General features: G+C 61.8%; 18 protein-coding genes and 1 tRNA gene. 10 read left to right on the top strand and 9 right to left on the bottom strand.

The window, feature by feature from the left end; translation table 11 throughout:
• Positions 1-2: 2 nt before the first annotated feature.
• The gene (gene pfkB / locus PMM47T1_RS18025) at positions 3-944 is read right to left on the bottom strand and encodes a 1-phosphofructokinase (RefSeq protein ID WP_008371516.1); all 942 of its coding nucleotides are present in this window, start codon (positions 942-944) and stop codon (positions 3-5) included.
• Entirely contained in the window at positions 944-3817 is a 2874-nt protein-coding gene (ptsP, locus tag PMM47T1_RS18030) for a phosphoenolpyruvate--protein phosphotransferase (RefSeq protein WP_008371517.1), read from the bottom strand. The genes pfkB and ptsP overlap by 1 nt, the downstream gene beginning before the upstream one ends.
• Before the next feature lie 350 nt (positions 3818-4167).
• On the opposite strand from ptsP, the gene cra reads away from it, so the two are divergent.
• Positions 4168-5163: a catabolite repressor/activator gene (gene cra / locus PMM47T1_RS18035; RefSeq protein WP_008371519.1), complete on the top strand. Its 996-nt coding sequence runs from the start codon at positions 4168-4170 to the stop codon at positions 5161-5163.
• 3 nt (positions 5164-5166) lie between these two features.
• Positions 5167-5949, top strand: coding sequence for a TatD family hydrolase (locus PMM47T1_RS18040; RefSeq protein ID WP_008371521.1), 783 nt, complete (start codon positions 5167-5169; stop codon positions 5947-5949).
• 40 nt (positions 5950-5989) lie between these two features.
• Here the strand turns inward: PMM47T1_RS18040 and ampE are convergent, their stop codons facing one another.
• The 3 genes from ampE to PMM47T1_RS18055 all read right to left on the bottom strand — a co-directional run bounded on the left by ampE (position 5990) and on the right by PMM47T1_RS18055 (position 9699).
• On the bottom strand, positions 5990-6826 hold the full coding sequence (gene ampE, locus PMM47T1_RS18045; RefSeq protein ID WP_008371522.1) for a regulatory signaling modulator protein AmpE: 837 nt from the start codon (positions 6824-6826) through the stop codon (positions 5990-5992).
• Positions 6823-7386: a 1,6-anhydro-N-acetylmuramyl-L-alanine amidase AmpD gene (gene ampD / locus PMM47T1_RS18050; RefSeq protein ID WP_008371523.1), complete on the bottom strand. Its 564-nt coding sequence runs from the start codon at positions 7384-7386 to the stop codon at positions 6823-6825. The genes ampE and ampD overlap by 4 nt, the downstream gene beginning before the upstream one ends.
• Positions 7387-7479: 93 nt before the next feature.
• Positions 7480-9699: a DUF1631 domain-containing protein gene (locus tag PMM47T1_RS18055; RefSeq protein ID WP_008371524.1), complete on the bottom strand. Its 2220-nt coding sequence runs from the start codon at positions 9697-9699 to the stop codon at positions 7480-7482.
• Between the two features lie 365 nt (positions 9700-10064).
• Here PMM47T1_RS18055 and nadC point away from each other — a divergent pair, with 365 nt between their 5' ends.
• Both nadC and PMM47T1_RS18065 read left to right on the top strand, forming a co-directional pair.
• Positions 10065-10913, top strand: coding sequence for a carboxylating nicotinate-nucleotide diphosphorylase (nadC, locus tag PMM47T1_RS18060; RefSeq protein WP_008371525.1), 849 nt, complete (start codon positions 10065-10067; stop codon positions 10911-10913).
• A 43-nt stretch (positions 10914-10956) separates the two neighbouring features.
• On the top strand, positions 10957-11220 hold the full coding sequence (locus PMM47T1_RS18065; protein ID WP_008371526.1) for a hypothetical protein: 264 nt from the start codon (positions 10957-10959) through the stop codon (positions 11218-11220).
• 104 nt (positions 11221-11324) lie between these two features.
• On the opposite strand, the gene PMM47T1_RS18070 is transcribed toward PMM47T1_RS18065, so the two are convergent.
• On the bottom strand, positions 11325-12101 hold the full coding sequence (locus PMM47T1_RS18070; RefSeq protein WP_008371527.1) for an EAL domain-containing protein: 777 nt from the start codon (positions 12099-12101) through the stop codon (positions 11325-11327).
• 290 nt (positions 12102-12391) lie between these two features.
• Here PMM47T1_RS18070 and PMM47T1_RS18075 point away from each other — a divergent pair, with 290 nt between their 5' ends.
• The gene (locus tag PMM47T1_RS18075; RefSeq protein WP_008371528.1) at positions 12392-12781 is read left to right on the top strand and encodes a hypothetical protein; all 390 of its coding nucleotides are present in this window, start codon (positions 12392-12394) and stop codon (positions 12779-12781) included.
• A gap of 30 nt (positions 12782-12811) precedes the next feature.
• Here PMM47T1_RS18075 and PMM47T1_RS18080 read toward each other — a convergent pair.
• From PMM47T1_RS18080 to PMM47T1_RS18090, 3 genes are all read right to left on the bottom strand, one after another.
• Positions 12812-12887 (bottom strand) — tRNA-Thr (locus tag PMM47T1_RS18080).
• Between the two features lie 68 nt (positions 12888-12955).
• The gene (locus PMM47T1_RS29165) at positions 12956-13402 is read right to left on the bottom strand and encodes a pilin (RefSeq protein ID WP_337999158.1); all 447 of its coding nucleotides are present in this window, start codon (positions 13400-13402) and stop codon (positions 12956-12958) included.
• A 56-nt stretch (positions 13403-13458) separates the two neighbouring features.
• Positions 13459-13866: a pilin gene (locus PMM47T1_RS18090; protein WP_008371532.1), complete on the bottom strand. Its 408-nt coding sequence runs from the start codon at positions 13864-13866 to the stop codon at positions 13459-13461.
• Positions 13867-14091: 225 nt separating this feature from the next.
• Here PMM47T1_RS18090 and pilB point away from each other — a divergent pair, with 225 nt between their 5' ends.
• Genes pilB through yacG form a run of 5 tightly spaced genes read left to right on the top strand, consistent with a single transcriptional unit; the run spans position 14092 to position 18715 of the window.
• A complete protein-coding gene (gene pilB / locus PMM47T1_RS18095) occupies positions 14092-15792 on the top strand; it encodes a type IV-A pilus assembly ATPase PilB (RefSeq protein ID WP_008371533.1) in 1701 nt (566 codons plus the stop codon).
• Positions 15793-15795: 3 nt separating this feature from the next.
• Positions 15796-17019 carry a type II secretion system F family protein gene (locus tag PMM47T1_RS18100; protein WP_008371535.1) on the top strand — a complete coding sequence of 408 codons (1224 nt, stop codon included), beginning with the start codon at positions 15796-15798 and terminating at the stop codon, positions 17017-17019.
• A 3-nt stretch (positions 17020-17022) separates the two neighbouring features.
• Complete coding sequence (locus PMM47T1_RS18105; RefSeq protein WP_008371536.1) at positions 17023-17892, top strand: prepilin peptidase; 870 nt, start codon at positions 17023-17025, stop codon at positions 17890-17892.
• The gene (gene coaE, locus PMM47T1_RS18110) at positions 17892-18515 is read left to right on the top strand and encodes a dephospho-CoA kinase (RefSeq protein ID WP_008371538.1); all 624 of its coding nucleotides are present in this window, start codon (positions 17892-17894) and stop codon (positions 18513-18515) included. Before PMM47T1_RS18105 ends, coaE begins: the two co-directional genes overlap by 1 nt.
• Positions 18512-18715: a DNA gyrase inhibitor YacG gene (gene yacG, locus PMM47T1_RS18115; protein WP_008371540.1), complete on the top strand. Its 204-nt coding sequence runs from the start codon at positions 18512-18514 to the stop codon at positions 18713-18715. Before coaE ends, yacG begins: the two co-directional genes overlap by 4 nt.
• Positions 18716-18768: the final 53 nt, after the last annotated feature.

Raw genomic sequence — 18768 nt, forward strand, 5'->3', positions numbered from 1 at the left:
TCTTATTGTTCTGTCAGCGTGCGTACGCAGACGCCGCTTTCGAGCCGCGCCAGCAAGGCGTGGTCACTGATACCGAAACCGATCTGGCTGACCGCCATGGCGGCGATGGCCGTGGCGGTGGCCAACGCCTGTTCTGGCGTGGTGCCCGTCAGCAGGCCGTGGACCATGCCGGCCAGCAGCGAATCACCGGCGCCCACGGTGCTGGCGATGTCCACGGTGGGTGGCAGCGCTTGCAAGGTACCCTGGGCACTGAACCAGGTAACGCCCTGGGCGCCCTGGGAAATCACCACATGCTCGACGCCCTGGGCATGCAGGCGACGGGCCACGGTGGCCTGCTGCTGGGGGGTGTCGACGCGCTCGCCGAGCACTTCGCTCAACTCGTCGGTATTGGGTTTGATCAGCCAGGGCTGGGTGGCCAGGCCAGCTCGCAGGGCGGCGCCGCTGGTGTCCAGCGCCACTCTCAGGCCCATGGCGCGCAGGCGCTCCAGCAGGGCTTGGAGCCACTGCGCAGTGATGCCGCGCGGCAGGCTGCCGGCCACCACCACGGCGTCGTGGCCGGGAGCAATCTGTTCCAGGCGGGCGAGCAACGCCGCCTGGGCGTCTTCATCAACGAAAGCGCCCGGCCCGTTGAGGTCGGTGATACGCCCACCGCTTTCGGCCAGCTTGATGTTGCTGCGGGTTTCGCCCGGCACGCGGATAAACTGATCGTCAAAGCCACGGGCCTTGAACAGCGCCTCGAACGGCAAGGCATTGTCCTGGCCCAGAAAACCAGTCACGGTCAGTTGATGACCCAGGTCGGCCAGCACTTGGGCCACGTTGACGCCCTTGCCAGCTGCATGGCTGTGCAGGGCAGTGCTGCGGTTGACGTCGCCCACCAGCAGGCTGTTGAGCTCCACGGTGAGGTCCAGCGCCGGGTTCAGGGTGAGGGTCAGAATCTTGGCCATTACGATTTCTCCACCAGGGCGCGCACATCGGCGGCGCTGCCCAGGCCCAACGCAGTCTGCGCCAGGCTTTGCGCTTGGCTCAGGGTCAATTCACGCACCCCGGCTTTTACCTCGGCGATACTGCGCGCCGAGACACTCAATTCATCCACGCCCAAGCCCACCAGCAACGGCACGGCCACCGGGTCTGCGGCCAGCTCGCCGCAAATGCCCACCCACTTGCCATGGGCATGGGCGGCGCGCACGGTGATGTCGATCAATTGCAGCACCGCCGGGTGCAGGCCGTCGGCCTGGGCCGACAAGGTGGGGTGGCCGCGGTCTATGGCCAGGGTGTACTGGGTCAGGTCGTTGGTGCCGACGCTGAAGAAGTCCACTTCCCTGGCCAGCACCGGCGCCAGCAAGGCCGCCGACGGCACTTCGATCATGATCCCCAGTTGCAGGTCGGCCACCGGTATTTCCTGACGCAGACGTTGGGTCATGTCGCGCGCCTGGCGCCACTCTTCGACGCCGCCCACCATGGGGAACATGATGCGCAGCGGGCGGTTGTCGGCGGCGCGCAACAGCGCGCGCAGTTGGCTTTCCATGACGTCGGGGCGTTGCAGGGTCAGGCGAATGCCGCGCACGCCGAGGAAGGGGTTTTCTTCCTTGGCAATCGGCCAGTAGGACAACGGCTTGTCGCCGCCCACGTCCAAGGTGCGCACCACCAGCGGCCGACCGGCCAGGCCGTCGAGCACGCGGCGGTATTCAGCTTCCTGGATGGCTTCGTCCGGGGCCTGGGAGTGGGCCATGAAAATCAGTTCGGTGCGCAACAGGCCCACGCCTTCGGCGCCCTGCTCCACTGCGGCTTTGACGCCGGCGCTTTCGCCGATGTTGGCGAACACTTCCACGGCATGGCCGTCACGCGTGACGGCAGTTTCCAGGCGGCGGGCATTGGCCGCCTCCTGGCGCACGGCACGCTGTTCACGCTCTTCAATGGCCTGCTGACGCACCTCATCGCTGGGGTCGACAGTCAATTGGCCGCGCTGGCCATCAAGCATCAACGGGCAACCGGGCTTGAGCAGCAGCACCGCTTCACCGGCGCCGACAATGGCCGGGATGCCCAAGGCACGGGCGACGATGGCGCTGTGGGCCGTGGCGCCGCCGCGGGCGGTGAGAATGCCGGCCACTCGCGCCGGGTCCAGGCGGGCGACGTCGGAGGGGCCCACTTCGTCCATCACCAGAATGTAGGGCTGGTCCGGCTCATCGGCGCTTTCCACGCCACACAGTTGCGCCAGCACGCGGCGGCCGATGTCGCGCAGGTCGGCGGCGCGCTCGGCCAGCAGTGCGTCCTGCAGGCTTTCCTGCTGCACAGCGGCGGCTTCGATCACGCTGATCCAGGCGGCCGGGGCGCTTTCTCCCTGCTTCAGGCGGGCGGCCACTTCGTCGGTCAACGCCGGGTCGTCGAGCATTTCCTGGTGGGTGACAAAGATCTCGCGGATGGCTTTGGCCTGGCTGCGGCGGATCAAGCCTTCGATGTCTTCGCGCACCTGCACCAGGGCGCTTTGCAGGCGCTGGTGCTCGACGTCGTGAGACTCGCCACGCAGCGGATAGTCGAATGCCTGCAACACTTGAACATGGGCCGGGCCCATGGCGATGCCAGGCGCGGCGGCAATACCGTTGATCTGCTGGCCCGCCACCGGCGCCTGAACCTTGGCCGTGACGACCAGCGTTTCTTCAACCCGCACCACCGTGGTTTCGACCATGGGCGGCAACGGTTCGACGTGCTCGCCAAGCCCCGCCGCCACCGCTGCCAGCAAGGCCGGCAGGGCATCATCGGCAACCGTCGGTTCGGCAATGAATTCCAGCACCTGGCCGCGTCGGGCGCCCAGGCTCAGCAGCTTGCTCAGGCTCTTGGCCGACACCGCCGGTGCGTGGCTGTCCACCAGGCGCAGGCGAATCTCGCCCTCGAAGCTTTTCGCCAACTGCGCCAGCTCCTTGGCCGGGCGGGCGTGCAAGCCATGGGCGTTGGCCAAGGCGATGCGCGCGCTGGGCCAGTCGGCCGGCACTTCGCCGCCCAGCACTTCCAGCACCGCGCGGGTGCTGGTGGCGCGGCCCAGTTCCTGGCCCCGGCCTTCGATCAGCAAGGCGCACAGGCGCTCCAGCAGGGCTTGGTGGGCCTCGCCCAGGCTGGCCAGGCAAAACAGCCCGGTCAGTGGCTGGCCCAGGTAACGCAGCGGCTGCTGCGGGGTGACGAACGCCAGGCCCGGTTTTTTCACGGTCTGTTCGCTGTGCAACCACCATAGGCCATCGCCCAGCGGCAGCGCTTCTACCTGCTGCAACACGGCGGCAAAGCCATTGCTGACGCAGTCGGCCTGGCGCAGCAGGCGCGCGCCACGCCACACCAGTTCTTCAAAATCTTCGGCGGGCACGCTCAGGCTGATCATCTGCGCGTCCAGGGCCAGTTCCTGTGGCGCGCCCTGCAACAGTTTCAGCAGCGCTTCGGGCGAACCTGCGCGGCGCAACGCCTGGCCCAGGTCGGTTTCGCCCAAGGCACGGGTCAGCAGTTGCAGCAGGCGCAAATGCTCGTCCGACTTGGCCGCAATGCCAATGGCCAGGTACACGATGTGGCCGTCGCCCCAGTCCACGCCGTCGGGGAACTGCAACAACCGCACGCCGGTGGCGAACACCAGGTCGCGGGTTTCGGGGGTGCCGTGGGGAATGGCAATGCCCTGCCCCAGGAACGTCGAGCCCTGGGCCTCACGGGCTTGCAGGCCAGCCAGGTAACCGTCGGCCACCAGGCCATCGGCAACCAGCTTCTCGGCGAGCAAGTGCAGGGCCGCGGACTTATCCACAGCGCTCTGGCCCATGGATATCTGCTCTATAGTGAGCTCGAGCATGGCAATCTCCTTTGCAGCATCCAGTGGATGCAGAAGTCTTGTTTTAAGGGTTCAGCATAGGGCTGAAATCATCGCCCGTTCAGCCCCAGGCCGGGTGTCGCCATCAGCTCACTCACTGCGGACCGTTACCTGACGGACCGGACAGATTTTTTTCGGCAGAAAACCTGCAAGCTGAATCGTTTAACCTAGAATGACAGGCACGTTACCCGATAATCTTCAGGCATTGAAGCCCAACCTACCGGTGGCACTGCGACAATAGTCGCCTGCCGCCGCCAGCAAAGATGGTGAAGAATGCGCCGGGCAGCGCCTGCAGACCCGGTGCCGCGCTTCGTAAAACAAGGAATACTCGGTTGAAACTCAGTGATATCGCCCGCCTGGCCGGTGTGTCGGTGACCACCGCCAGCTATGTCATCAACGGCAAGGCGCAACAACAGCGCATCAGCAAGGCTACCGTGGAACGCGTCCAGGCAGTGGTGCAGGAGCATGGCTTCACGCCCAACCCCCAGGCCGCCGGCCTGCGTAGCCGCCACACGCGCACCTTGGGCTTCATCCTGCCCGACCTGGAAAACCCCAGCTACGCGCGCATTGCCAAGCGCCTGGAAAAACGTGCCCGCGAGCACGGCTACCAGTTGCTGATCGCCAGCTCCGACGACGAGCCGGCCAGCGAACTGCAACTGCAGCAGCTGTTCAAGGCCCGCCGCTGTGACGCGCTGTTCGTCGCCAGTTGCCTGCCGGCCACCGACACCAGTTACCTGGAATTGCAGAAAAAGGGCGTGCCCGTCATCGCCATCGACCGGGAAATGGACAGCAGCCAGTTCTGCTCGGTGGTCAGCGACGACCGCCATGCGGCGCTGCAACTGACCAGCAGCATCCTGCGCCCAGCGCCGAAAGACATCGCTCTGATTGGTGCGCGCCCCGAGCTGAGCATCAGCCGCGAGCGCGCCGCCGGTTTCCACCAGGCCGTGGAAGGCTTCAGCGGTAGGGTACTGGTGTCCGAAGGCGAATCGTTCAGCCGTGAATGCGGCCGCCAGTCCATGCTGGAACTGGTTGAACAGTTGGGCCACCTGCCCGAGGCGCTGGTGACCACTTCTTATGTGCTGCTGCAGGGCGTGTTTGACGTGCTGCAAGGCCACCAGTCCGAATTCCCCTCACTGCACCTGGCCACCTTCGGTGACACGCAGTTGCTGGACTTCCTCCCCCTGCCCATAAATGCCATGGGCCAGCAGCATGACCTGATCGCCAGCAAGGCCCTGGAGCTGGCGTTGGCGGCGGTGGAGCGCAACGAGTACCAGCCAGGCGTGCACGCTATCGCGCGTACCTTCAAGCAGCGTATCCACGAGGCCTGAGCCATGGGGCTGATCGACACCCACACGCACCTGGACTTTCCAGATTTCGACGTCGATCGCCCTGCCCTGTTGGCCAACGCCCGCGCCCTGGGGGTGCGGCGCATGGTGGTGCTGGGCGTGCACCAGGCCAACTGGCAGCGGGTGTGGGACCTGGTGCAAAGCGATGCGCAGCTGTTCGCCGCCCTGGGCCTGCACCCGGTTTACCTGGAAGAACATCGGCCCGAACACCTGCTACAGCTGCGCGGCTGGCTTGAACGCCTGGCCGGGCATCGGCAATTGTGCGCCGTGGGCGAGTTTGGCCTGGACTATTACCTGGAAGACCTGGACCGCGAGCGCCAGCAACAACTGTTCGAGGCCCAGCTGACGTTGGCGGCCGAATTCGAGTTGCCGGTGTTGCTGCACGTGCGCCGCAGCCATGCGCCGATCATTGCGGCGCTAAAGCGCTTCAAGCTGAAACGCGCAGGCATCATCCATGCCTTTGCCGGCAGTTACGAAGAAGCTTGCGAATACTTGAAGCTGGGTTTCAAACTGGGCCTGGGCGGCGCAGCCACCTGGCCCCAGGCGGTAAAGCTGCGCAAGACCGTGGCACGCTTGCCGCTGGATGGCGTAGTGCTGGAAACCGATTCGCCGGACATGGCGCCGGTGATGTTCGCCGGGCAGCGCAACAGCCCGGAGCATTTGCCGAAGATTGCCGAGGCGTTGGCCAAGGTGATGGACGTTGATGTGGCGGCGTTGTCACAGGCCAGCACGGCCAATGCCTGCGAAGTATTTGCGTGGCCGCTGTGAGCCATGTAACGCCCGTACGAGCTGCCGCCAGCCCGTAGGGTTAGAACAACACCGTCCACAGCGCAATCACGGCGTACCACAGCACCGCCGAGCGCAGCAGCAGTTCCCACAGGCTGTCCAGGCTGGCCACACCGGCATCGCCTGCCGCCGAGCTGGGCAGTTCGCCCGCCACGCGACCGACGTCGGCGATCAGCTGCTTGGCGCCAATGTGCCAGTGCAGCAGTTCATGCAGCATGACCTTGCCCACCGCCACGAAGTTGCCCACCAGGGCAAAGCTGGCCGCCAGCACCCGCACCGGCAACCAGTCAAAGGCATGGCGGATGCTGCCCGCGCGAGCCACTACGCCGGGGTGCGTGGAATGGGCAACCGCCAACGCCAGCAAGCGATAAACCAACGCCGCCACCGGCCCGAGCAACACGTACCAGAAAATCACCGCAAAGAAGCTTTGATAGGCCTGCCACAACAGGTGGTTCTGCACCTTGGCCAGCAGGCTGGCCTCGTCGTCGCCGGTCAGGCCCAGGTCACGTTCGGCCACGTGCACGGCAGCCTGTTCGTCACCCCGGCGCCAGGCGTCACGGAACGGCCCCAGGGAAGCCTTGATATCGCCACGGCCCAGGCTGTAGATCACCACCCATAAATGAATGGGGAACGCCAACAACCCATAGGCCACCGGCTTCAGCGCCAGCAACACCCCCCCCAGCACTATGGCGGGCAACAGCACCCACAGGGCCAGTATCAGCGCGGGTTCCCTGGCCAGCCGTGGCTTGGCTTCCAAGCGCGTCAACTCGGCCAGCCACACGCGGTCGCGTTGCAGGCGGTGGCGCAAGGCAGAGAACTTCTCGACCCACAACACCAGTACCAACACCAAAAAACTCATTGCTCGCCCTCGTTGGCCGCCACACTGGCGCGGTAGCGCGCCCAATCGAAATGCGGCCCTGGATCAGTCTTGCGCACCGGCGCGATGTCGCTGTGCCCGCAGATGCGTGATGGGGTAATGGCCGGGTATCGCGCCTGCAGTTGCCGGGTCAATTGTGCCAGTGCCAGGTATTGCGCGTCGGTGAAGGGTTCGAAATCGGTGCCTTCAAGCTCGATGCCGATGGAAAAGTCGTTGCAGGTCTCGCGCCCCTCGAAACTGGACACGCCGGCATGCCAGGCACGCTGCAGACAGGAGACGAACTGGGTGACGGCACCGTCACGCTCTATCAGGAAATGCGCCGATACCCGCAGCTCGGCGATGGCTCCGAAAAACGGGTGGGCGCTGGTATCGAGCTGGTTCTGGAAGAATTGCTGCACTCGCCCGGTGTTGAACTGGCCCGGCGGCAGGCTGATGTTGTGGATAACCAACAGGGAAATTTCCGCCTCGGGGCGCTCGTTGAAGTTCGGCGAGGGGCAGTGCTGCGCCTGCTGGCACCAGCCAGTGGCGGGATCGATGTTCATCAGGGTTCCTTGGCAACGCACGTCGATAACCCAGTATGCCCCGCCGCGAGACCACTGGGCAGCCATGACGTATGAAAGAGTGTCGCCGGCAACCTATTTGCTTTTCAGCCGGCGCAGGTTGGTGACCACCGAATCCAGCGCGCGGTCGAACAGCAGGGCATCGTCAAGGATGCGCACCGAGCCGCGACGGAATTCCACGGCCAGGCCCATGCGGGTCTTCTCCAGCACCTTCATACCGGTGCGGTTGACGAACACGTACTTGTCGGTGGCCTCGATGATGGCCGTCAGTTTGCAGCGCAGCTTGTGGTCTTCATCTTCCTGAATTTCGACCCAGCAGCCTGGGTACAGCTTGTTCACTTGCAACAAACCCGGATCGTCCGCAGGCAGCACCAACTGAGGTTCGTCAGGGCCATCACCGTGGCCGGCCAGGACAATCTCCTCCACCACCGCCACCAGCGTCGGCGCCTCCTGCCCTGCGGCCAGCGGCATGGGGTTCAGGGTGTCGCGCTTGAGCGCCTGCACGTGCAGGATTTCCAGCTGGCTGAAGAATTCGCTGGTGGCAAACGGGTCGAACGCCGAGCTGGTCAGGCCGTCTCGCAACGATTTGAGCAACCCCGGCACCCGCTCCAGCAGGCGTTGATGGGCGTCGGGCTCATCGTGGGGCTCAACGCTCCAGATCAAGTCGTCCATGGTCGCCAGGCCTTCCTGCCACTGGCTGGAACCGTCCCCATGCTTGAGGCACACCAGCAGCAACACCTTGCTCCAGGCCTCCTCCAGCAAGCGCACCACCACCTGCGGCAACACCTTGCCCAGCAGGCGACGATTGAGTTCCTGCTGCACCCGGTGGCGAGCCAGCTCGGCCTTGGCGCGGCCTTCCTCGGCGTCACGGGTGCGCTGTTCCAGCAGTTCGCTGCGGCGGCGCTCGTCGGCGGTAAACGCCAGGAAATCGGCCAGCAGCTCGGCGAAAATGGCCGGGTCGTCGACGAAGTCATTCAGCAGGCGCTGCACGATCTGCTCGATGCGCAGGTACAGGCTGTCGCGCTGATAATCATCGCGGTTGCCCCAACCCATGGCCGCCGAGGCAATTTCATTGAGCAGGCGGCGGGCCGGGTGGCTGCCACGGCTGAAGAAGCTTTTGTCGAGCACCGCCACCTTGAGCATGGGGATTTGCAGACGACCAATCAGTGCCTTCAGCGAGTCGGGCAGGATGCGGTCGTCGAGAATGAATTCGAACAGCATGGCGATCAGGTTGATGACGTCTTCGTCCATCACCCCGATCACGCGGAACTTGCCACTCTTGACGCTGACCCGGGTCAGCAGTTGTTCCAACTGGTGGCGCAGGTCGTAGTCGTCGTGGGCCGCCTGGGACGACGGCACATACTGTTGCAGGTGCGACAACAGGCGCATCAGGTCGTTGGTGGAAATGGGCTGCGCCTCGTGGCCGGCCTCAAGCTTGGGCGCCACGCTGCCGCGCAACTGGCCCAGCAATTCTTGCAGCGCGCCGAACACTTCCTGTCCGTTGGCGTCCAGGTGCGCGGCGCTCTGCGCGCCACTGCCGCCAGCTTCTTCACGGCGAGGGCTGCGCGGCGGCGCGCGGTCGGCACTGCGACGGGCCGGCGCGGCCTTGAGTTCAGGCAGCACGCCCGTGGCAATCAGCAACTGATTGGCCTCGGCGTACAACTGGTCACTGTCGCTGAGCACGTACTTCTCGAACAGCTTGAGCACGATCAGCTTGACCTTCATCTCCACGCCCAGGTTACGCCCGGCCTGCAGAAAATAGTCGCACAACATGGCCGGGCCCAGCGGGTTGCTGGCGTCTTCCAGGCGCTTGAGCACCAGGGCGTTCAGGCGCGTGGTCAGTTGCCCCAAGGCGAACCCGTCACGGGCCAGCACCTTGCCCACCATGGCGTCCAGGGCCACGGTGCGCTCCAGGTCGTCGTTGCCCACCAGTTCCAGCTTGTCGTAATTGACGGGCTGGGCAAGCACCGGCTCGACGATCTCGTACTGGCCAATGGCAACAAAGGCTTCGTAGAGCCTTTCCAGAAAGCCGCGCTCGATGCTCTTGCGCTTGAGGCGCAGGTCGCGCATGGCTTCGAAAAAAGTGTTCTGCTCGACGTTGTTGCAGGCCCGGTCGGCCATTTCGAACAGGGTATCGTCGGCATTGTCGAACAGTGCCTGCAAGCCTTGCTTGAGCTGCTGCGCGGCCTTGTCACGCACTTGCAGGAGGACAACGGGCAGGCGTGCCAAAGGCGTCTGATTGGCTTGATCAGCAGCCGCCTTGTTCAAGGGCACGACTTTCCCATCGTTGTGCATCCCGTCCTCCTGAAAGAATGAGGTCCCACTTGCTCTAGTATGCAGGTTCGCAGCACGCGCCCACAGCTATATGGCGCATCGCCTTTGTAAGCGTCAGCACGCAAAACCAGAACAATTGGGACCGACGTCAAAGACATGACGCCAATTACAAGGCGCTCATTATCTGCAAAACCATGTGACAGTGCTAGGGCTGCTGAACGAGTTATTTACAACTCGATGCCAAGTGGACAACAAAATAGGGAAAAAGCTCCCCAAGGCGCCGCTATTTCGCCACCTTCTGCCGTCGGGCAACAACGCATTCGCAAGGCTTCGCGCCAGGGCATCGCCTGCCCTATAATCCGGCCACTTTGCTTGTGGAGCCTGCTATGCCGAACCTACGCCTCGCCGACCTGACTGCCGAGATCGAAGCCAACGTGCGCCGTGCGTTGCTGGAAGACATGGGCAGCGGCGACATCACCGCCCAGCTGATCCCGGCCGAGCGCCTGGCAAAAGCCACCATCATCACCCGCCAGGATTGCGTGGTGGCCGGCACCGCCTGGGTAGACGCGGTGTTCCGTCAGCTCGACCCACGGGTGGCCGTGCACTGGCAGGTCGTCGACGGCCAGCGCGCCACCGCCAACCAGGCCCTGTTCCACCTGGAAGGCCCGGCCCGTTCGCTGCTGAGCGGCGAGCGCACCGCGCTCAACTTCCTGCAGATGCTGTCCGCCGTGGCCACCCAGGCCCAGGCGCTGGCCGACAAGGTCGCCGGTACCCAGGTCAAGCTGCTCGACACCCGCAAGACCCTGCCCGGCCTGCGCCTGGCGCAGAAGTACGCCGTGACCTGCGGCGGTTGCCACAACCACCGCATCGGCCTGTACGACGCCTTCCTGATCAAGGAAAACCACATTGCCGCCAGCGGCGGCATTGCCCAGGCCATCAGCGCCGCGCACCGCATCGCCCCCGGCAAGCCGGTGGAGATCGAGGTCGAAAGCCTGAGCGAACTCAAGGAAGCCCTGGCCGCGGGTGCCGACATCATCATGCTCGACGAACTCAGCCACGACGACATGCGCGAAGCCGTGCGCCTGAACGCCGGCAAGGCCAAGCTGGAAGCCAGCGGCGGCATCAACGAAACCACCTTGCTGCCCATTGCCCAGACCGGTGTGGACTACATCTCCATCGGCGCCATGACCAAGGACGTCAAGGCCATCGACCTGTCGATGCGCCTGAGTCTGTGACACCCCACCCCACGAGATGAACGAAGGTATTGGAGTACTCGCTGTGACGAACACGCTCAACCCCGGGGCCGACAAGGTCTACATCATCCGCATCGACGGCACCCGCCTGGGGCCCTTCCAGACCCGGGTCGAACCCAACAAGGCGCTGATCTACGAAGTAACCCTCAACGCCGGCGCCGGCGACACCCTGGAGCACCACCGTGAAGACGGCCAGGTGGACAAGTACCTGATCACCAACACCCACTTCCAGCCGCAGATGACCAGCGTGGCGGCGCACTACACCGTGCGTTGGCGCCAGGAAGGCTGACGCCACCCCCGTAGCCGCTGCCGCCAGGCTGCGCTGGCCCTCATATACGCTGGAGATTTCCAGCGAGGCATGAGGCATGAGGCCTGCGCAGCCTGCGGCAGCGGCTACAGTGGCTTGAGCGGCAGCACAGCCACCTGCGGCCGCGCAAACAGATAGCCCTGCATCAACTCAATGCCCAGCGCCAGCAGCGCATCGCGCTCGCCATCCGTCTCCACGCCCTCGGCCAGCAAGGTTATCCCCAGCCGCTGCGCGACCAGCACGATCCCTGCCACGATCGCCTCGCGCACGCCGTCACTGTCGATATTGCGCGTCAGCGCCATGTCCAGCTTCAACACCTGCGGCTGGAACGTCGCCAGCAGGTTCAGCCCCGAATAACCCGAACCGAAATCGTCGATGGCGGTGGTAAACCCCTGGCGTTCATACGCCTTGAAGATCGACTTCAAATGCTCCGGGTCTTCCACCTTCTCGCCCTCGGTCACCTCGAACATCAGCCGCTCCAACGGAAACGCCGAGGCCCGGGCCGCCTCCAGCGTCGCGCGGATGCAGGTTTCGGCGCGGTACACCGCGTTGGGCAGGAAGTTGATACTCAACTTGCAGTCGGGGATAGCCACTATGCCCAGCCTGGCAGCCGTCTCGATGGCCTTGACCCGGCAAGCCTGGTCAAAGCGGTAGCGATTGCCGTCATTGACCTGGCCCAGCACGCTGGCCGCCGACTCACCATTGGGCCCGCGCACCAGCGCCTCGTAGGCGTACAGCAGGCCCGTCCGCACGTTGACGATGGGCTGGAAGGCCATGGTGAAGTCAAAATCCAGCGCTTCCAGGTTGCGGCATTGGGCGCAGCTGGCGGGCTCGAAAGGCGTCGGGAAAAAGGTACGGGTCATAGGCCCCCCCTGAAAACGTGGCACGTGGATAATTTTGCAGCTGGAGCACTTGGCCATCCTCGCATTTGACTAACGTTCAGCGCGCAATTTTCTTCAATCAACTCGATAGCAATGCCATCGCATTGCCGAACCGCACGCGCCCTGATTAGTTCCGAAAACATGCAGAACCGTTGCGCATCACCACCCCGCGCCCTATCGCCAATCAACATAGCCCCGCCCCTTCCCCTGACTACGCTGGAATATGCAAATCTCCCCTCAGTGGGCCCTCCAGCCAATACAGGTACTTCACCATGAAAGGGATCTGCTTGACCGCCCTGGTCATCCTGCTCGCCGGCTGCGCCATGCACGACGAACGCACCAACGACCCCCGCGACCCTTCGGCCAACGCCATGGAGCTCAAGGGCGACGCCATCAGCAGCGCACTGGTAGGCCGCCCGCACCGCGGCATCAACCGTGACGGCCAACCCTACAGCGAGACCTTCCAACCCGACGGCACCGCCGTACTGAGCATGGGCGGCACCGGGCCCCAGAAAGGCAGCTGGCAAGTGACCGAAAGCACCCTGTGCGTGAACTACGCGGCGTATGGCAACAAGTGCAACAACGTGAAGGCGGATGACCAGTGGATCTGGTTGATCGATACCACGAACATGACCACGAACAATCGCATATCGCGGCATTGAGGGAGGAAGGTGCTGGTGACGCGGGGGAGATGGTGCCGGGGATAGGAATCGAACCTACGACCTTCGCGTTACGAGTGCGCTGCTCTACCGACTGAGCTACACCGGCGGGTATACCTAAACGTTAAGTTATCACTCAGGACCCTCGCCATCAACCGATGCTCCTACTCTCAGCCTTTAGATGCCCGGGCAACTCTGAGGTGCAAAGCCCGCGGGTGCGGTAGTTGCGCAGGACCAACCTGAGGCTTGAGTTCGGGTCCAAGTAATCGTTTGCCCGTTCACAGTCGCCGGGGCGTTAGTGAAGGTACAAGAGATTGAAGCGGCCCCTGTCGCCGCCACAGCAATCGCCGAAATGCTGCTGCAATTTCCGCTTGATAGAGCCCCGCTCAACTCGGCCGGGGAGGCGGTATCCACTCCCTGATCAAGATTAATTTGCAATGCTACTTTCAGTGCAGAAATTTCCGACAGCCCGGCCGATACTTTGGAGCGAGCCTGATATCGAGAATATAGCGGTAAAGCCAATGCGGAAAGCAACCCAACAATTGCAACTACCACCATCAACTCAGATAAGGTGAAGCCTCTACTTTTATTCATCCATGCAAGCAAGCAGCCCCCGTCATCCATACTGGGTTGCAGGCCCCTCGACAATCCGGGGGGCCAGCACTCCTGCAGAGCAACAACTACGTGCAGTTTTTCGGTTTGTAAGTAGCTGCGGCAGTTGTGGCGCAAGTCCAGAGGCCAGTACCGGAAGCTCGAGTCAGGGTCACGGTAACGCCGGAAACAGCGGGCGGGGCATTGACCAGAGTACAGGTCAGAGTACCAGCGCCTGTAGAGGCCGTACCGGTGGTGGTCGTGTAGTTGCAGTTACCAGAGGCGTTGGCGCCGAGGTTAGCCGCAGTGACGTCTGTCCCTTGGTTGATCAAATCTTCGAAGGGAGTTTTCAGAGCGGAAACTTCGGCCAGGCCAGCGGTAACCTTGGCTTTGGCTTGATAGTTTGTGTAAGCCGGGATCGCGATCGCGGCCAAGATCCCGATAATGGCTACCACCACCATCAGTTCGATTAAGGTAAAACCTTTCTGCCCTTTCATACGTATGTCTCCAGGTGTGCAAGGAGGCCGATAGACCTGAAAGGGATTCAGCAAGCAGCGTGCCAGTATGATCACAGCCATAAAATCGAACCAAATGGGCACTGAGGCCGCCAACACACTGCCTGCTGCCGCCATTTTATGACATTTTTTGTCACCCCATCTCCTTCGATTTGGCAGTAAAGCCTGACTACGCTATAAAACACCGACTAGATGACCGGTGCCCCAATGAACGATATCGCCCTCACCGGCTTGGCCAAACAATTGGTCCAAGCTGAACTGCTTACCGAAAAGGGTGCGCTACAGGCGTATCAACAGGCCCAACGCAATCGCGTACCACTTGTTCATTTTCTGGTACAAAACAAGCTGGTAAAAAGTCGAGAAATTGCTGAGGTGGCCTCCGAGCAGTTCGGGGTGTCATTCCTGGACCTGTCCATGCTGGATAAAGAGAGCCAACCAAAAGGCCTGGTCAGCGAAAAACTGGTGCGCCAGCATCATGCACTGCCGCTCTGGCGCCGTGGCAACAAACTTTTCGTTGGCGTTTCCGACCCTACCAACCATCAAGCTATTACTGATATCCAGTTCAGCACTGGGCTGACCACCGAGGCTATCCTTGTCGAGGATGACAAGCTGGTGGACGCCATCGAAAAGTTTTTCGACAGTGGCAATACGGGCCTGGAAGAGATGGCAGACGTCGATCTGGATGGATTGGACGTTCAGTCAGTCGATCCGGACCGGGACGAGGCGATTGCCGGACAAGATGCCGATGATGCCCCGGTGGTTCGTTTTGTTAATAAAATGCTGCTTGATGCGATTCGCGGCGGCTCGTCCGATCTTCACTTCGAACCCTACGAGAAGATTTATCGAGTAAGGCTGCGGACGGATGGAATTCTTCGGGAGGTCGCCAGACCTCCCATAAACCTTGCGGGCCGAATCGCAGCACGCCTAAAAGTAATGGCAAGTCTGGATATTTCCGAAAGACGCAAACCGCAAGACGGTCGCATTAAGATGCGGATATCCAAAAGCAAATCCATTGATTTCCGCGTCAATACCTTGCCCACCCTGTGGGGCGAGAAAATTGTCATGCGTATTCTCGATCCGTCCAGCGCACAGATGGGGATCGACGCGCTAGGGTATGAGCCCGAGCAAAAAGAACTTTACCTAAAGGCATTAAGCCAGCCTCAAGGTATGATTTTGGTCACTGGGCCGACTGGGTCAGGCAAAACCGTCTCGCTTTACACAGGCCTCAACATCCTCAACACCATCGACATCAACATCTCCACTGCTGAAGACCCCGTAGAAATAAACATGGAGGGGATTAACCAAGTCAACGTGAATCCGAAACAGGGCCTGGATTTCGCTCAGGCACTACGCTCATTCCTTCGGCAAGATCCTGACGTCATCATGGTGGGTGAAATCCGCGACCTCGAAACAGCGGAAATCGCTATCAAGGCGGCCCAGACAGGGCACTTGGTCCTGTCAACCTTACACACAAACAGCGCAGCCGAAACGCTGACGCGATTGCAAAACATGGGAGTTGCCGGCTTCAACATCGCCACGTCCGTGAGCTTGATCATTGCGCAGAGGCTGGCAAGAAAGCTCTGCCCGCATTGCAAGAAAGAAGCTGACATTCCAAGGGAAGCGCTTCTTCAAGAAGGCTTCCCCGAAAACAGGATTGGCACCTTCAAGATATTCGAACCTGTGGGGTGCGAGCTATGCAACCACGGGTACAAGGGCCGGCAGGGCATCTATGAAGTGGTGCGCAATACCCAGGCGCTCCAACGACTGATCATGGAACAGGGCAACTCCATCGAGATTGCAGAACAGGCAAAAAAGGAAGGGTTCAACGATCTTCGAACATCCGGACTCATTAAAGTCATGCAGGGTGTTACGAGTCTGGAAGAAGTCAATCGGGTGACCAAGGACTAAACAATGGCGGTGAAAGCGGCGGCAATCAAGACCAATACCTACTCATGGGAGGGCATTGACCGCAAAGGTTCTAAAGTCACGGGTGAAATAAATTCGCAAAGCATTCCGTTAGTGAAGGCACAATTGCGAAAGCAAGGTGTAACCCCAGGTAAAATCAAGAAAAAATCCACCTCAATACTTAGTAGGGGGAAATCCATCAAACCGATGGATATCGCCCTATTCACTCGACAGATGGCCACCATGATGAGGGCAGGCGTGCCGCTCCTGCAGTCCTTCGATATCATTGGGGAAGGTTTCGAGAACCCCAACATGAGAAAACTGGTGGACGATTTAAAACAAGAAGTCTCCTCGGGCAACAGTTTTGCGACTGCCCTACGCAAACAACCAAAACATTTCGACGAGCTTTACTGCAACCTTGTCGACGCGGGCGAACAAGCAGGCGCATTAGAGGCACTCCTTGATAGGGTCGCCACTTACAAGGAAAAAACCGAAGCATTAAAATCAAAAATAAAAAAGGCGATGACCTACCCTATTGCCGTACTTGTAGTTGCCTTTATCGTCTCCGCCATTCTTCTCATTAAAGTAGTGCCTCAATTCCAGAATGTATTCAAGGGGTTTGGCGCTGAGCTTCCGGCATTTACCCAACTGGTCATCAACCTCTCGGAGATGCTTCAGGAGTGGTGGTACATCGTGGTGGCGGTCATTGCTGGGGCCATTTTCGGCTTTCGCTACAGCTACAGACGCAGCCAAAAGATGCGCGATGGTATCGACCGATTTTTACTCAAAGTCCCTATTGTCGGAAGCATCATCTACAAATCCTCCGTGGCCCGCTATGCCCGGACCTTGTCGACCACATTCGCCGCTGGCGTGCCCTTGGTTGAGGCACTTGACTCGGTTGCTGGTGCCACCGGCAATGTCGTTTTCAAGAATGCCGTCAACAAAATCAAGCAAGATGTATCGACTGGCATGCAGCTGAACTTTTCCATGCGCAGCACTGGAATTTTTCCAAGCATGGCAATTCAGATGACTGCAATTGGCGAGGAATCTGGCGCCCTTGATGACATGCTGGATAAGGTCGCCAGTTACTTCGAATCAGAGGTTGATAACATGGTCGATAGCCTAACAAGCCTCATGGAACCAATGATTATGGTTATCCTCGGCGTCGTTGTCGGAGGGCTGGTTGTAGCCATGTACCTCCCCATTTTCCAACTCGGCTCAGTCGTCTAACCCATGCCCCTATCCGAATACCTGGCCACCTCCCCCGTGGCCTTCACCCTCTGCGCCCTGATCCTGGGCCTCGTAGTGGGCAGTTTCCTCAACGTCATCATCCACCGCCTGCCGAAAATGATGGAGCGCGACTGGATAGCCCAGGCCCGTGACATCCTTGGCTTGCCGGCCGAGCCCGAAGGCCCGCGCTACAACCTGATGCTCCCCGCATCGGCCTGCCCGCACTGCGAGCACAAGATCCGCGCCTGGGAAAACATCCCCGTGGTCAGCTGGCTGGCGCTGAAGGGCCAGTGCAGCCATTGCAAAGCCCCCATCAGCAAGCGCTACCCGCTGGTGGAGCTGGCCAGCGGCCTGTTGAGCGCGTTCGTTGCCTGGCATTTCGGCTTTGGCTGGGCCGCCGGGGCAATGATGCTGCTGGCCTGGGGCCTGCTGGCCATGAGCATAATCGATGCCGACCATCAGCTGTTGCCTGACACGCTGGTGTTGCCGTTGCTGTGGCTGGGCTTGATCGTCAACGCGTTCGGCCTGTTTGCCACGCTGCCCGACGCACTGTGGGGCGCGGTGGCCGGGTACCTGGCGCTGTGGTTGGTGTTCTGGCTGTTCAAGCTGGTGACCGGCAAGGAAGGCATGGGCCATGGCGACTTCAAGCTGCTGGCGATGCTCGGCGCCTGGGGTGGCTGGCAGGTGCTGCCGCTGACCATCCTGCTGTCGTCGCTGGTGGGCGCCATTCTCGGGGTGATCCTGCTGCGCCTGCGCAATGCTGCGCACAGCACGCCGATCCCTTTCGGGCCGTATCTGGCCATTGCGGGCTGGATCGCATTGCTGTGGGGTGGTCAAATAACCGCTTCCTACATGCAGTTTGCTGGTTTCTGATGACTACAGCTTCTTCGACGCCCTGGATCCTGGGCCTTACCGGCGGTATCGGCAGCGGCAAGAGTGCCGCCGCCGAGCGCTTCGCCGAGCTGGGCGTGCACGTGGTGGACGCCGACCAGGCGTCGCGCTGGGTGGTCGAGCCGGGGCGCCCGGCGCTGGCCGAGATTGCCCGGCACTTCGGGCCCGGGGTGTTGCAGGCCGATGGCACGCTGGACCGCGCGGCGCTGCGCCGGCTGATTTTCGAGGACGCCGAGCAACGGCGCTGGCTGGAAGGCCTGTTGCACCCGTTGATTGCCACCGAGATTGCCCAGGCGCTGGCCAGGGGCACTTCGCCCTATGCGGTGTTCGTCTCGCCGCTGATGGTGGAGTCGGGCCAGTACCGGCTCGCCCAGCGCCTGCTGGTGATCGATGTGCCCCAGGCGCTGCAGATCGAGCGTACCCTGCGCCGTGACAACACCAGCCTTGAGCAGGTGCAGGCCATCCTCAAGGCCCAGGCCACCCGCGAGGAACGCCTGCGCCACGCCGATGATGTGCTGGTCAATGACCGCGACCTGGGCGCCTTGCGCGCCGAAGTCGAGCGGCTGCATGATTTTTACCTGACGTTGACTGGAGGCCAATCATGAGCCAACCCCTGACCGTACAATGCCCCACTTGCGGGGCGCCGGTGGAATGGACCGCGGCCACCCCAACCCGGCCGTTCTGTTCCGACCGTTGCAAGCTGATCGACCTGGGCGCCTGGGCCGCCGAGGAGCACAAGATCCCGGTGGCGCCGGATGCAGAGGATGAGCTGTTTTCGGGTGACCTGCCCTATAGCGAGCACTGACATACCCCTGTAGCCGCTGCCGTAGGCTGCGCTGGCCTCGTGCCCCACTGTAG

Origin of the sequence: Pseudomonas sp. M47T1, from assembly GCF_000263855.1 — a bacterium.
GTDB lineage: Bacteria > Pseudomonadota > Gammaproteobacteria > Pseudomonadales > Pseudomonadaceae > Aquipseudomonas.